Genomic DNA, 13,266 nt, shown 5'->3' with positions numbered 1-13,266 from the left:
CGTGGTGGCGCCGGCCGCATCACGGCGTGGCCTGCCGCGCGTCCAGGGCCAGGTTCAGCTGCAACACATTGACCCGCGGTTGGCCGAACACCCCCCATTGCGCTGCTTCGGTATGCGCCTGCACCAGCGCGGCCACCCGGGCCGGCGACAGCCCGCGCGCGCGGGCGACCCGGGCGACCTGGATCCGCGCGGCCTGCGGTGAAATCTGTGGATCCATGCCGGCACCGGACTGGGTGACCAGGTCGCCGGGCACCTCGGCGGCGGCCACGCCTTCGCGCCGGGCGACCGCGGCGATCGCCTGCCGCACCCGCCTCTGCAACGCCGGATTGCTGCGGGCCAGATTGCTGCCGGCCGCGGCCATCGGATCGTAGTTCGCCGCCGAGGGCCGTGGCTGGAAGTAGCCGGCGGCGGCGAATGGCTGCGCCAGCAGCGCCGAGCCACGCACCTGGCCATCGCGCACGATCAGGCTGCCGTTGGCCTGGGCCGGGAACAGCGCCCGGCCGGCGCCGGTGCCGGCCAGTGCGTAGAGCAGGCCGAACAGCAACAGGCTGGCGATGCCCAGGCCGAGCGCCGGACGCAACGCGCCGTGTTGCTGCAGCGCAGCGGCGGCGGGCGGGTGGGTGGGCGCGCGCGGCCCAGCGGAAAACGGCTGTTTCATGGGCCCGATACCAGGCGGAGCAGGAGGTCGATCGCCTTGATCGCCACGAACGGCAACAGCACCCCGCCAACGCCATAGAGCAGCATGTTCCGGCGCAGCAGCACGGTGGCGCTGGCCGGTCGGAAGCGCACACCGCGCAGCGCCAGCGGAATCAGTGCCGGGATGATCAGCGCGTTGAAGATCAGCGCCGCCAGCACCGCGTTGCGCGGGTTCGACAGCTGCATCACGTTGAGCGCCGCCATGCCCGGTACCGCGGCGGCAAACAGCGCCGGCAGGATCGCGAAATACTTGGACACATCGTTGGCCAGCGAGAAGGTGGTCAGCGCACCACGGGTGATCAGCTGCTGCTTGCCCACTTCCACCACCGCCAGCAGCTTGGCCGGGTCCGAGTCCAGATCGACCATGTTGCCGGCCTCCTTGGCCGCCTGAGTGCCGGAATTCATCGCCAGGCCGATGTCGGCCTGGGCCAGCGCCGGGGCGTCGTTGGTGCCGTCGCCGACCATCGCCACCAGCCGCCCGCCGGCCTGTTCGGCGCGGATCCGTGCCAGTTTGTCTTCCGGCCGCGCCTGGGCGATGTAATCGTCCACCCCGGCCTCGGCGGCGATGGCGGCGGCGGTCAGCGGGTTGTCGCCGGTGATCATCACCGTGCGGATGCCCATCGCCCGCAGCTGCGCGAATTTCTCGCGCATGCCGTGCTTGACCACATCGGCCAGCTCGACCACGCCCAGCACGTGGCGGCCATCACTCACCACCAGCGGGGTGGCGCCTTTGCGCGCCACCTGTTCCACCCGCCCCTGCAGCTCGGCCGGCACGCTGCCGCCGAGCTCGCGCACATGCGCGGTGATCGCATCGGCGGCGCCCTTGCGGATCCGGCGGCCGCCGTCCAGATCGACCCCGGACATGCGCGTCTGCGCGCTGAAGGCCAGGTACTCGGGGCGGTCCGGCTCGGCGGTGCTGCAGCCCTGTTCGCGCGCCAGGCGCACGATCGACTTCCCCTCCGGGGTCGGGTCGGCCAGCGAGGACAGCAGCGCGGCCTCGCGCAGTTGCGTGGTGTCGATCGCGGCCAGCGCATGGAAATGCGTGGCCTGGCGGTCGCCGTAGGTGATGGTGCCGGTCTTGTCCAGCAGCAGCACATCGATGTCGCCGGCCACTTCCACCGCCTTGCCGGACTTGGCCAGCACGTTGGCGGCCAGCGCCCGGTTCATGCCGGCAATGCCGATGGCCGGCAGCAGTCCGCCGATGGTGGTGGGAATCAGGCACACCAGCAGCGCGATCAACAGCAGCGGATCGACCTGCACCCCGACGAAGGCGGCAATCGCCGGCAGCGTCGCCACCACCACCAGAAAGGTCAGGGTCATCGCCGCCAACAGCAGGGTCAAGGCGATCTCGTTCGGGGTTTTCTGCCGGTTGGCGCCTTCCACCAGCGCGATCATCCGGTCCAGGAAGCTGTGCCCGGGTTCGGCGGTGATCCTTACGATGATCTGGTCGGACAGCACCTTGGTGCCGCCAATCACGCCGCTGCGGTCGGTGCCCGCCTCGCGCAGCACCGGCGCCGATTCCCCGGTCACCGCTGCCTCGTTGATGGTGGCCAGGCCCTGCACGATCTCGCCATCGGCCGGAATCAGCTCACCGGCACTGACGATCACATGCTCGCCCGGCCGCAGTTCGGCGGCCGGCACCCGGGTTTGCGCCGCATCCGGATTGGCGGTTGCCAGCCGGCGTGCGCTCAGGTCCTGGCGGGCGCGCCGCAGCGAGGCGGCCTGACCGCGGCCACGGGCCTCGGCCACCGCTTCGGCGAAATTGCCGAACAGCACCGTCAGCAGCAGGATCGCGCTGACCGCCAGGCCAAAGCCGGGCGGGCTGGTGCCGCTCACGGTGATCAGCAGGCCCAGCGCGGTGCCGGCCATCACCACCGCCATCACCGGGCTGTGCAGCAGGTGGCGCGGCGAAAGTTTGAGCACCGCGTCGTGCAGCGCCCGGCGCAGGCCGGCGGCATCCAGCAGCGGTGGGCGGGGACGATGGCGGGAGTGCGATGAATGCGGCTGGTGGCTCATGGGCGGAGCTCTGCGTGCGGGATCAGCGACAGGTGCTCGGCCACCGGGCCCAGTACCAGGGCCGGCATGAACTGCAGCACCGTCAGGATGGTGATCAGTGCGATCAGGGTCAGCGCGAAGGTCGGGGTTTCAATCTGCAACGTGCCGACCGATTCGGGCGCGCGGCGTTTGCCGGCCAGTTGCGCGGCCACGACCAGCGGCACCAGCAGCGCCGGATAGCGACCCAGCAGCAGCACCGCGGTGCAGCTCAGGTTCCACCACGGCGTGGTGTTGCCCAGTCCGGCAAAGCCCGACCCGTTGTTGGCAAAGGCCGACACATACTCGTAGAACACCTGGCTGATGCCATGGAAGCCGGGGTTGGAGGTGCCGGCCACCGTCGGCATCGCCAGGGTCAGCGCGGTGAAGCCCAGCACCGTGATCGGCTGCAGCAGCACCAGCAGCGCCAGCAGGCGGATCTGCGGCGTTTCCAGCTTGCGGCCGAACAGTTCCGGGGTGCGCCCGGTCATCAGCCCGGCCAGGAACACCCCCAGCAGCAGGTACACGAAGAACTGCTGCAGGCCGCAGCCGATGCCGCCCCAGATCGCATTGACCAGCATGTTGACCATCGGCACCGCACCGCCCAGCGGGCTGAACGAGTCATGCATGCCGTTGACCGAGCCATTGGACGTCTGGGTGGTGAACGCCGCCCACAACGCGGTGGCGTCGGCGCCGAAGCGCACCTCCTTGCCCTCCATCAGCAACGGCAAGGTGGCGCTCCTGCCCGGGTGCCCTTCCAGCCATACCGTGGCGGCGCTGGAAAGCACGGACATCGTCAGCATGCAGGCAAATACCAGCCCCGCCAGCCGCTTGCGCCCGGTGAATGCGCCGAGCATGAACACCACGCTGACCGGAATCAGCAGGATGCCGCCCAGTTCCAGCGCGTTGGACAGCGGGGTCGGGTTTTCCAGCGGCATCGCACTGTTGGGGCCGTACCAGCCGCCGCCATTGGTGCCCAGCTGTTTGGCCGCCACCATCGCCGCCACCGGGCCGAGCGGGATCTTCTGCGTGGCCATGCCGGCGGACGTGTCGACCGGGGTCGCCCGCGGGCCGCCGGCCAGCGTCGCCGGTACGCCCTGGCTGGTCAGCAGCAGCGCCCACAGCAGGCACAGCGGCAGCATGAAACGCACGCAGGCGCGGATCACATCGACGTAGTAGTTGCCGACCGCAATGTGCCGGTCGGCATCCGGCAACCCGGCGTCCACGGGGGGGGCGGCCTCACCGCGTGCGCCGAACAGTGCCCGCAGCGTGGCCACCGCCAGCGCCAGGCCCATCATCGGCGTCACCACCTGCAGGCCGGTGATCGCGGTCATCTGCGCCAGGTAGGACAGCTGTGCCTGGCCGGCGTAGTGCTGCTGGTTGGTGTTGGTCAGGAACGACACCGTGGTGTGCAGCGCGGTGTCCCAGCGCATGTTCGGAATCTGGTCGGGGTTGAGCGGCAGCCAGGCCTGGGTCATGAACACCGTCATCGCCAGCACCCCGATCACCGCGTTGTTCAGCACGAACGCGCCGGCATAGCCGCGCCAGGACATTCCGTGCGCCGGGCTTACCCCGAGCAGCCGGTACAACGGCTGTTCGATCAGTCCGAACAGCGCATCGCCCCGCATCGGCCCGCCGCGCATCACGCGCGCCAGATACAGGCCCAGCGGGAAGGCCAGCGCGATGGTGGCCAGGGGGATCAGCAGCATCTCGATCATGGTCGGCCGCTCAGACGGATCCGGGCCGGAGCACGACGTACAGCAGGTAGGCCGCGGCGATGAGCACCACCGCGCCGCATACCATGGAAAGCCAGACAGGCATGGTCAGGACCTCGCGAACGTGGCTGCGCACGCGCCGGCGCTGGCGCGGGACCGGTGCCGACGGCCACGGCAGTGAAGAAACAACGGCAACGTCCGCAGTAGACGGCCAGGGACACCGAAGGTCTGTGAAAGCATGGAAGCCCCTCCGGTGGAACCGTTCCACTGCGGAGGCCATGGTCCCGCCGCCGCGCATAAAGGCGCTATCGGTCGCCGCGGGCGGCTCCGTAAAAAGTGCGTAAAACCCGGGTGCGACGGGCCGCGCATGAAGAGGCGCCGCGCTGGTCGCGGACAGCCGGTGCGGGCGGCATGGAAACGACACCCCCCGGCTTCCACCGCCAGCGGCGCAACCATGGACCATGAAAAAGGGCGGCCCATGGGGCCGCCCTTGCAGTGGACCGGTGCGTCGCCGCTCAGCCGGCCGGCGCGTCGTGGTCGATGCCCTTGAGCAGGCGGTAGCGGGCCACGGTCTGTTCGATCTCCACGTCCAGTGCCTGCCGTTGCTGTTCAAACGAAGCCTGCATGCGCTTCTGCAACAACAGCTCGGAGTGGCGCTGGCGGATATCGGCGACTTGTTTGTCGCCGATCTTCTGCCCGGCCAGCTCGCGGTCACCGGCGGTGCGCAGCTGGGTGGCCAGCGCGTCGCGCAGGCTGGCGACGTTGTAGCGGGCGGTCTCGACGTTGTTGTCGACGATGCCGATGCGCTCTTTGAACACGCGCCGCAGTTCGTCCTCGCTCTGGAAGGTGGCCAGCATCGCCTGCTCGGTGCGGCGGCGGGTGTCCACCGCGGCCTGGTCGACCCGGCGTTGCGCCTCCTCGGCGGCCACCGCGATGCGTTCCTCGGCGGTGAGCGCGCGCTGCACTTCGCCGCTGCGCAGCCCGCTGCGGGCGTTGAATTCGTCGCGCGCGCTGTTCACCGCCTCCGGTGGCAGCGTGTCCGAACAGATCCGGCGCGGACCTTCGTCCCAGCAATACAGTTTCTTGGACGGCGTACCGTCCCTGGGCTGCGCGGCCGCCGGCAGCGCCAGCGCTGCCAGCACGGCCAGTGCCAGCGCAGCGGTTTTGGAAAAGCTCGGCATCATGGCAGCCCCCTGCTGTCAGCCTGACGGTTGGCTTCCGTAGCGGGCCCGGTAGGCCAGCAACGGTTCGCGGTAGCCGACAAGTTCCGGGTTTCCCGAGGCGAATGCAAGCAGGTCGCCGAGGTTGGCCACGGCCACCACCGGAATGCCCGCCTCCTCGGCCACCGCCTGCGCGGCCGAGCGCGGATCCTGCCCGGAGGCCACTTCCTGGCGGTCCAGCGCCACCACGATCCCGGCCGGGATGCCGCCGGCGGCACGGATGATCGCCAGCGCCTCGCGGATGGCGGTGCCGGCGGTGATCACGTCATCGACGATCAGCACCCGCCTGCCGGCCATGTCGGCGCCGATCAGGTTGCCGCCCTCGCCGTGCTCCTTGGCCTCCTTGCGGTTGAAGGTCAGCGGCAGATTGCGGCCGCGGTGCGACAGCTCGCAGGCGATCGCGGTGGCCAGCGGAATGCCCTTGTAGGCCGGGCCGAACAGCTGGTCGTAGGCCATGCCGGCGGCCTCGATCGCGTCGGCATAGCAGTTGCCCAGCTGGGCCAGCGCCAGGCCGGTGTCGAAACGGCCGGCATTGAAGAAATACGGGCTGACCCGCCCGGATTTGAGCGTGAACTGGCCAAAACGCAGCGCGTCGGCGTTCAGTGCCAGCTGCAGGAAACGGGAACGGTGGTCACTCATGGGCAGGGCCGGTTGCGGTACGGAAAGATGCAAAGCGTAAAGCATGGCTGCGGGGAATGCTGGTGCAAGCAGGTATGCTTTTGCCGGTTCCCGCCTTAGCTACCGGTTTTCCATGCGCATCATCAGCTTCAATGCCAACGGCATCCGTTCCGCCGCCACCAAGGGGTTTCTCGACTGGTTCCGCGCCCAGGACGCCGATGTGCTGTGCCTCCAGGAAACCAAGGCGCAGGAGACCCAGCTGAGCGACCCCATGTTCCGTCCCGACGGTCACCATTGTTTCTACCGCGATGCGATCACCAGGAAGGGCTACAGCGGCGTGGCGATCTACAGCAGGCGCGAGCCCGACGAGGTGCGCACCGCGCTGGGCTGGGCGCCGTTCGATGACGAGGGCCGTTACATCGAGGCCCGCTTCGGCAACCTCAGCGTGGTGTCGTTCTATATTCCGTCCGGGTCGTCGGGCGAGTTGCGCCAGGGCTTCAAGTTCGAGGTGATGCAATGGCTGCGGCCGATCCTCGAGCAGTGGTTGGCCAGCGGCCGCGACTACGTGCTGTGCGGCGACTGGAACATCGTGCGCACTGCGCTGGATATCCGGAACTGGAAGTCCAACCAGAAAAACTCCGGCTGCCTGCCCGAGGAGCGTGACTGGCTCAACGGGCTGTGCGCCGATCTGCCCGATCAGGCCGACCCGGCCGCCGGCCGTGGCTGGGTGGACGCCTACCGCGCGCTGCACCCGGAAGGCCAGGACTACACCTGGTGGAGCAACCGCGGCGCCGCCCGCGCCAACAACGTCGGCTGGCGCATCGACTACCAGCTGCTCACCCCGGGCCTGCGCGAGCGCCTGCGTGGCTGTTCGATCTACCGCGAGCAGTGGTTCTCCGACCACGCCCCGTTCACGGTGGATTTCGCTCCATGAGCGAGGCCGCCCCGGCGTCGTACAAGGGTTGGGCCGGAATCAAGCGCGCGTTCGGTACGCCGTCGGCGCTGACCATGGCGTTGCTCGGTTTCGGCAGCGGCCTGCCGTTCCTGCTGATCGCCTCGCAGACGTTGTCCACCCGGCTGCGCGATATCGGGCTGGATCTGGGCAGCATCGGCCTGATCAGCCTGGCCAGCTTCTTCTACCTGCTCAAATTCGTGTGGGCGCCGCTGATCGACCGCTACGCGTTCCCGTTGACAGCGTTCCTCGGCCGGCGCCGGTCGTGGCTGCTGGCCTCGCAGCTGGGCGTGGTCGGTGGCCTGTTCGGGCTGGCGTTCGTGCAACCCGAACTGGGAGTTATCCCGCTGGTGCTGTGGGTGCTGGTGGCCTCGTTTGCCGGGGCCACCCAGGATTCGGTGGTCGACGCCTACCGCATCGAGATCGCCCCGGAAAGCGCGCAGGCGGCGCTGGCCGCCACCTACACCCTGGGTTACCGCATCGGCCTGATCCTGGCCGGGGCCGGCGCGCTGTATCTGGCCCAGTTCGAAGGCTGGATCGTGGCGTACCTGGCGATGTCGGCGCTGATGCTACTGCCGATCCTCACCACCCTGCTGTGCCGCGAGCCGGAGCAGCCGCAGTCGCGGATCCAGCGGCGGATCGATTTCGCCGGTGCGTTCTGGCAGCCGATTGCCAGTTTCTTCAGCGGCAACGGCACGGTGCTGGCGCTGGTGCTGCTGGCCTTCGTCGGCCTGTACAAGTTCCCCGACCAGGTGATCGGGGTGATGGCCGGTCCGTTCTATCTGGACTCGGGGTTCAGCAAGGCCGATATCGCCACCGTCTCCAAACTGTTCGGGGTGTGGGTGGGGATCGGCGGCGCCTTCATCGGTGGCGTGGCCGTGGCCGCGTTCGGTTTCCGCCGCATGCTGCTGGTGGCGGCGCTGGGCGTGGGCCTGTCCAACCTGGCCTTCCTGCTGATGGCGCACAACCCCGGGCAGCTGTGGGCGTTCTATGCCGCGCTCAGTGCCGACAACCTGTTCCAGGGGTTTGCCGGCACCGTGCTGGTCGCCTTCATGTCCTCGCTGACCGACCGCAACTTCACCGCCACCCAGTACGCATTGCTGGTGTCGCTGGCCAACCTGCCGGGCAAATTCGTCGGCGGGGTGTCCGGCTATATCGTCGAGGCCACCTCGTACAGCACCTTCTTCCTGCTCAGTTCCACCACGGTCATTCCGACCCTGCTGCTGCTGATCTGGCTGTGGCCGCGGATCCGCGAACACGCGGCGCGCTGAGCGTTGCCAAAGCGCCAGCGGCTGTCGGATCATGCGCGCTGAGGTGCCGTGGGGGGCGGTACGTTTGCCAACCGGAGTACATATGGCCGATCTGACACTGCGGGACGTGGATCCGGTCCTGCTTGAACGCATCCTGCGGCTGGCCGTCGCCCGCGGCTGGACCCGTGAACAGACCTGTCTGGTACTGCTGGAGCAGGGACTGTTCGCGATTGAAGGCGAGGCGCGCGGCGGTTTTGCCACTTCCGAGGAAGACGCGCTGCGTGAGGCGATCAGCGCGTTGCGCGACCTGCCCGACGTTGCCAGCCCATAGTGCCGCGCCCGTTGCGCCGGCGTCGAAGGCCGGCCGGATAGGCGCGGGAGCCGTTGGCGCACGCTGCGGCCGGCAGAAGCGCGATAGCTGTGATCTACGGCGCGCGCGCGCGTGGGGCGCGCGCCATGCAGCAGGTGCGTGTGCGCCGATTTTTTTCAGGCGTAGGGAGATTGCCGATCCGGTGCGCGCAGATCCTGCGGTTGCGGCACGGGGGCGGCAGCCGGCCTCAGGCCGGGTGGATCGCGCCGAGGATGCGCGGTCCACGCGCGCCGCTGACACTGGGCAGGTTGCCGGCTCGGCCGGCAAGGGTTTCCCGCGCCAGCCAGGCAAATCCCATCGCTTCCAGGTAATCCGGGTCCAGCCCGTGCTCGGCGCTGGACTGCAGGATGACACCCGGCAGCCGCATGCCCAGCCGCCGCACCAGCTGCGGATTGCGCACGCCGCCGCCGCACAGCAGCAGGCGCCGCACTTGCGGCAGATGGGTGAGCAGGGCATCGGCCACCGTCGCGGCGGTCAGTTCGAGCAGGGTGGCCTGCACGTCGGCGGCTGAAATCGGGCTGCCTCCCAGGTGCGATTCCACCCAGTCCAGATGGAACTGTTCACGGCCGGTGCTCTTGGGCGGCGGCAACGCGAACCAGGCCTCGGCGCGCAAGCGGGCGAGCAGGGCGTCATCGAACCGGCCGCTGGCCGCAAATGCGCCGTCGGCGTCATAGGGCTGGCCGCGGTGGCGCTGGCACCAGCTGTCGAGCAGGGCATTGGCCGGGCCGGTATCGAAACCGAGAATGCCGCCGTCGCGCCCGATCAGGCTCAGGTTGGCTATCCCGCCCAGATTGAGGATGGCCCGGTCTTCGTCGGCCGCGCCGAGCATGGCCTGATGGAAAGCCGGCATCAGCGGCGCGCCATGACCGCCGGCAGCGACATCGCGGCGGCGGAAGTCGGCCACCGTGGTGATCCCGGTCAGCTCGGCGATGCGGTTGCCGTCGCCCAGCTGCCAGGTGAAGGCCGGGTCGGCCAGCGGCCGGTGGCGGATGGTCTGCCCGTGCGAGCCGATCGCCAGCACCTGTGTCCGGTCTACCGCGGCCAGCGCCAGCAGCTGGTTGGCCGCCTCGGCGAAGGCGATCGCCACGGTGGCATCCAGTTGCCCCAGTTCGTCCAGCGAGCGGAGATCGGCACCCTGGCCCAATGCGATCAGCGCGGCCCGCGTTGCCGGCGCCCATGCGTGGGTATGGCCGTACACGAAACGGCAACCGCCAGTTTCGGGAAACTGCACCAGCGCCGCGTCGATACCGTCGGCACTGGTGCCGGACATCAGGCCTAAAAAAAGCGGAAGCTGCGGATCAACGGCGATGGGCATGGGGGCAGGTCAGATGGACAGGCGCTGAGCTTCGTTGCCCGGCGCCGGTGCCGTCAATCGTATCGTGCAGGCCGTCAGCCTTGTTTGCCGCCGCCCGCGGCGGTCACGCTGGCGGTGGTGCCACGGGCCGGTTTGGCCGGACCGGCGTCGGCATAGATCAGTTTTTCCATGCCCTGGATGCGTGCCAGCGCCGGCGAGGTCTGGGCACGGAACGCCGCCAGGTCGGCACCCTTGAGCGGTTCGGGCGGCGGCATCGTCACCGACAGCGGGTTGCGGTGCACGCCATTGACGCGGAATTCGTAGTGCAAGTGCGGCCCGGTCGACATGCCGGTGGAACCGACATAGCCGATCACCTGACCCTGCGCCACGCGCTGGCCGGTGCGGTAGCTGCCCAGGCGCGACATGTGCCCGTACAGCGTGGTGTGGCCGCGGCCGTGGTCCAGGATCACCACATTGCCGTAGCCGCGCTGGGTGCCGGCGAACTGCACGCGCGCGTCGCCGGCGGCCATGATCGGGGTGCCGGTACGGGCGGCGTAGTCCACGCCCTTGTGCATGCGCATCGTGCCCAACACCGGGTGCCGGCGCGAACCGAAGTTCGAGCTCAAACGGGCGAACTGGATCGGCGAGCGGATGAAGCTCTTCTTCAGCGGCCGGCCGTTGATGTCGAAATATTCGGCCTTGCCGGCCCGCTCGAAGCGGAAGCCGCTGTAGGTCTTGCCGCCGGTGACGAAGGTGGCCGCCAGGATCTTGCTGGTATCGATGCGCTCGCCTTCGCGCCAGGTTTCATCCATGACCACGCTGAAGCGGTCGCCCGGCTGCAGGTCTTTGGAGAAGTCGATGTCGTATTTGAAGATCTCGTCGGTCATCGTGGCGATCGCCGAAGGCGTCAGCCCGGCCTTGCGCCCGGCCGCATACAGCGAGCTGCTGATCTGGCCGCTGGCGACCACGGTGCGCGTGGTGCTGACGCGCTCCATCACTTTTTCGCGGATGTCATCCCCTTTCAGCGACAGCTCGACGCGGTGGCTGGGGTCGCGGTCGAAGCGCAACGTGCGCAGCTCGCCATTGACCGGCAGGTCGAAAGCGATCTCGGCGCCGGGGCGCAACCGGGTCAGGACTTCGCGCGTGCCGGGATGCTCGAGCACGCGGTGCATCACCGTGGCCGGGATACCGGCCTGTTCAAACAGGTTGCTCAGCGTCTGTCCCGGCTGCACCCGCAGGATCTGCCAGCTGTCGCCGGGGGTTTCGCTCTGGCGGGCCAGTGACAGCGGCGGCAGCGGCAACGCCAGCGTGGAATGCGCGAACGGCATCGGCGCATCGATGGCGTTGGAGAAGCCCGGCACGATCGTGGCGGCGAGGGCGCCGATGGTCACGAACAGGCTGGCATGGATCCAATGGCGCCGGGTCCAGCGTTCATTGAATGCGGCGGGAAGGTGCCGTTTCAGCTTCCGATGCAGGGCAGTGTCGTGCAGGACGTTGAGGCGTTGCTTGAAGCGCTGCTTGCGGGCGAGGCCTTGCTCGGAATTCAGCATCAGTCGGGTTCTCTGGTCGACCCGGATCGCGGGCCCAAACGCGGGTAACATAGACACCTATGAAGACCGCGTCAAACCATTGAGCCGTATGGCTTTTCAGGTTTCTGGCGTGATTAACTTGCAATTAACACCATTCATGTTCTTGACGGCGAAGCCGGGAGTTTTAGTGTGTCCCCCATTGAAGAAGCCCTTGCCCTGATCGGTCGTGGTGCCGATGAAATCCTCAAAGTGGAAGAGCTGCGTGAGCGCCTGCAAAGCGGCCGGCCGTTGCGGATCAAGGCCGGTTTCGACCCCACCGCGCCGGACCTGCACCTGGGCCACACCGTGCTGTTGAACAAGCTGCGCCAGTTCCAGGATCTCGGCCACCAGGTGATTTTCCTGATCGGCGACTTCACCGGCATGATCGGTGACCCCTCCGGCAAGAACATCACCCGCAAGCCGCTCAGCCGTGAAGACGTGCTCGCCAACGCCCGCACCTATGAGGAGCAGGTGTTCAAGGTGCTGGACCGGGAAAAGACCGAGGTGCGCTTCAACTCGGAGTGGTTCGGCAAGATGGGCGCGGCCGACATGATCCGCCTGGCCGGGCAGCACACCGTGGCGCGCATGCTCGAGCGCGACGACTTCGCCAAGCGCTACGCCGCCCAGCAGTCCATCGCCATCCACGAGTTCCTGTATCCGCTGGTGCAGGGCTACGACTCGGTGGCGCTGGAGTGCGATGTGGAACTCGGCGGTACCGACCAGAAATTCAATCTGCTGATGGGCCGTGGCCTGCAGGAGCACTACGGCCAGAAGCCGCAGATCGTGCTGACCATGCCGCTGCTGGAGGGTCTGGACGGCGTCAACAAGATGTCCAAGTCGCTGGGCAACTACATCGGCATCAGCGAACCGGCCATCGACATCGTCACCAAGACCATGAAGGTGGATGACACCTTGATGTGGCGCTGGATCGACCTGCTCAGCTTCGACATCTCCATTGAAGAGGCCAGGCAGCTGCGCGCCGACGTCGAGGCCGGCACGATCAACCCGCGTGAGATCAAGCTGCGCCTGGCGCGCGAGCTGGCCACGCGTTTCCACGATGCCGCCGCCGCCGGGCAGGCCATTGCCGGCTGGAACGCCGCGGTGACCGGACAGGGCGATATCACCCAGTTGCCGCTGCAGGAAGTCACCATTCCGGCCGAAGGCCTGCGCATCGGTGCGCTGCTGACGGCGGCGGGTCTGACGCCAAGCAACTCCGAGGCCTCGCGCAAGCTCAAGGAGCGGGCGGTGAAGGTGGATGGAGGTGTGGTGGAAGACGCCCAGCAGGTATTCCAACCCGGATTCGAAGGATTGCTGCAGGTGGGCAAGCGTACTTTCGCGCGCGTCCTGCTTGTTGCTGCCTGAAGCGCGCCTCCGGTCCTGCAAAGGGGCGGGCAGAAATAAAGTGCCAGCCCCCCTTCACAAACCCCGGAAACAGGCACATACTTCACCTCCCCCGACGCGGGGGCCACCGCAAGGCGGCCACTGCGAAAGACCGGGAAATCAGCTGCTTCGAAAGAAGCGGTTGACGGAAACAAAAAGCCTGACATACTAG

General features: G+C 68.1%; 12 protein-coding genes. 4 read left to right on the top strand and 8 right to left on the bottom strand.

What is annotated here, in order from left to right; all coding sequences use genetic code 11:
* Positions 1–19: 19 nt before the first annotated feature.
* The 6 genes from kdpC to pyrE all read right to left on the bottom strand — a co-directional run bounded on the left by kdpC (position 20) and on the right by pyrE (position 6,301).
* A complete protein-coding gene (kdpC, locus tag QZH66_RS06215) occupies positions 20–658 on the bottom strand; it encodes a potassium-transporting ATPase subunit KdpC (RefSeq protein ID WP_305805093.1) in 639 nt (212 codons plus the stop codon).
* Positions 655–2,712, bottom strand: coding sequence for a potassium-transporting ATPase subunit KdpB (kdpB, locus tag QZH66_RS06210; protein WP_305805092.1), 2,058 nt, complete (start codon positions 2,710–2,712; stop codon positions 655–657). Before kdpB ends, kdpC begins: the two co-directional genes overlap by 4 nt.
* Positions 2,709–4,445, bottom strand: coding sequence for a potassium-transporting ATPase subunit KdpA (gene kdpA / locus QZH66_RS06205; protein ID WP_305805091.1), 1,737 nt, complete (start codon positions 4,443–4,445; stop codon positions 2,709–2,711). The genes kdpB and kdpA overlap by 4 nt, the downstream gene beginning before the upstream one ends.
* A gap of 10 nt (positions 4,446–4,455) precedes the next feature.
* Positions 4,456–4,548 carry a potassium-transporting ATPase subunit F gene (locus QZH66_RS06200; protein ID WP_305805090.1) on the bottom strand — a complete coding sequence of 31 codons (93 nt, stop codon included), beginning with the start codon at positions 4,546–4,548 and terminating at the stop codon, positions 4,456–4,458.
* A 409-nt stretch (positions 4,549–4,957) separates the two neighbouring features.
* Complete coding sequence (locus QZH66_RS06195) at positions 4,958–5,623, bottom strand: hypothetical protein (RefSeq protein ID WP_305805150.1); 666 nt, start codon at positions 5,621–5,623, stop codon at positions 4,958–4,960.
* 18 nt (positions 5,624–5,641) lie between these two features.
* A complete protein-coding gene (gene pyrE, locus QZH66_RS06190) occupies positions 5,642–6,301 on the bottom strand; it encodes an orotate phosphoribosyltransferase (RefSeq protein WP_305805089.1) in 660 nt (219 codons plus the stop codon).
* Between the two features lie 112 nt (positions 6,302–6,413).
* Here pyrE and QZH66_RS06185 point away from each other — a divergent pair, with 112 nt between their 5' ends.
* The 3 genes from QZH66_RS06185 (at position 6,414) to QZH66_RS06175 (ending at position 8,813) form a co-directional block, all read left to right on the top strand.
* On the top strand, positions 6,414–7,214 hold the full coding sequence (locus tag QZH66_RS06185; RefSeq protein WP_305805088.1) for an exodeoxyribonuclease III: 801 nt from the start codon (positions 6,414–6,416) through the stop codon (positions 7,212–7,214).
* Positions 7,211–8,503 (top strand): MFS transporter, encoded by a 1,293-nt coding sequence (locus tag QZH66_RS06180; RefSeq protein ID WP_305805087.1) that lies wholly within the window; start codon positions 7,211–7,213, stop codon positions 8,501–8,503. The genes QZH66_RS06185 and QZH66_RS06180 overlap by 4 nt, the downstream gene beginning before the upstream one ends.
* A gap of 82 nt (positions 8,504–8,585) precedes the next feature.
* Complete coding sequence (locus QZH66_RS06175; RefSeq protein WP_305805086.1) at positions 8,586–8,813, top strand: hypothetical protein; 228 nt, start codon at positions 8,586–8,588, stop codon at positions 8,811–8,813.
* A 226-nt stretch (positions 8,814–9,039) separates the two neighbouring features.
* Here the strand turns inward: QZH66_RS06175 and QZH66_RS06170 are convergent, their stop codons facing one another.
* Positions 9,040–10,167, bottom strand: coding sequence for an anhydro-N-acetylmuramic acid kinase (locus QZH66_RS06170; protein WP_305805085.1), 1,128 nt, complete (start codon positions 10,165–10,167; stop codon positions 9,040–9,042).
* Between the two features lie 74 nt (positions 10,168–10,241).
* Positions 10,242–11,696 carry a peptidoglycan DD-metalloendopeptidase family protein gene (locus tag QZH66_RS06165; protein WP_305805084.1) on the bottom strand — a complete coding sequence of 485 codons (1,455 nt, stop codon included), beginning with the start codon at positions 11,694–11,696 and terminating at the stop codon, positions 10,242–10,244.
* Between the two features lie 168 nt (positions 11,697–11,864).
* On the opposite strand from QZH66_RS06165, the gene tyrS reads away from it, so the two are divergent.
* Positions 11,865–13,076 (top strand): tyrosine--tRNA ligase, encoded by a 1,212-nt coding sequence (gene tyrS / locus QZH66_RS06160; protein WP_305805083.1) that lies wholly within the window; start codon positions 11,865–11,867, stop codon positions 13,074–13,076.
* Positions 13,077–13,266 lie beyond the last annotated feature (190 nt).

Origin of the sequence: Stenotrophomonas sp. YIM B06876 (assembly GCF_030711595.1) — a bacterium.
Lineage (GTDB): Bacteria > Pseudomonadota > Gammaproteobacteria > Xanthomonadales > Xanthomonadaceae > Stenotrophomonas.
Note: the sequence above shows the minus strand (reverse complement) of the source record. Positions and strands in the feature narration are given on the sequence as shown.

What these genes read in the sequence shown, in the direction of transcription:
- QZH66_RS06200 (WP_305805090.1), bottom strand. Translation starts at nt 4,548, where the DNA reads ATGCCTGTCTGGCTTTCCATGGTATGCGGCGCGGTGGTGCTCATCGCC.
- QZH66_RS06195 (WP_305805150.1), bottom strand. Translation starts at nt 5,623, where the DNA reads ATGCCGAGCTTTTCCAAAACCGCTGCGCTGGCACTGGCCGTGCTGGCA.
- QZH66_RS06170 (WP_305805085.1), bottom strand. Translation starts at nt 10,167, where the DNA reads ATGCCCATCGCCGTTGATCCGCAGCTTCCGCTTTTTTTAGGCCTGATG.
- pyrE (WP_305805089.1), bottom strand. Translation starts at nt 6,301, where the DNA reads ATGAGTGACCACCGTTCCCGTTTCCTGCAGCTGGCACTGAACGCCGAC.
- QZH66_RS06185 (WP_305805088.1), top strand. Translation starts at nt 6,414, where the DNA reads ATGCGCATCATCAGCTTCAATGCCAACGGCATCCGTTCCGCCGCCACC.
- kdpB (WP_305805092.1), bottom strand. Translation starts at nt 2,712, where the DNA reads ATGAGCCACCAGCCGCATTCATCGCACTCCCGCCATCGTCCCCGCCCA.
- kdpC (WP_305805093.1), bottom strand. Translation starts at nt 658, where the DNA reads ATGAAACAGCCGTTTTCCGCTGGGCCGCGCGCGCCCACCCACCCGCCC.
- QZH66_RS06175 (WP_305805086.1), top strand. Translation starts at nt 8,586, where the DNA reads ATGGCCGATCTGACACTGCGGGACGTGGATCCGGTCCTGCTTGAACGC.
- QZH66_RS06165 (WP_305805084.1), bottom strand. Translation starts at nt 11,696, where the DNA reads ATGCTGAATTCCGAGCAAGGCCTCGCCCGCAAGCAGCGCTTCAAGCAA.
- kdpA (WP_305805091.1), bottom strand. Translation starts at nt 4,445, where the DNA reads ATGATCGAGATGCTGCTGATCCCCCTGGCCACCATCGCGCTGGCCTTC.
- QZH66_RS06180 (WP_305805087.1), top strand. Translation starts at nt 7,211, where the DNA reads ATGAGCGAGGCCGCCCCGGCGTCGTACAAGGGTTGGGCCGGAATCAAG.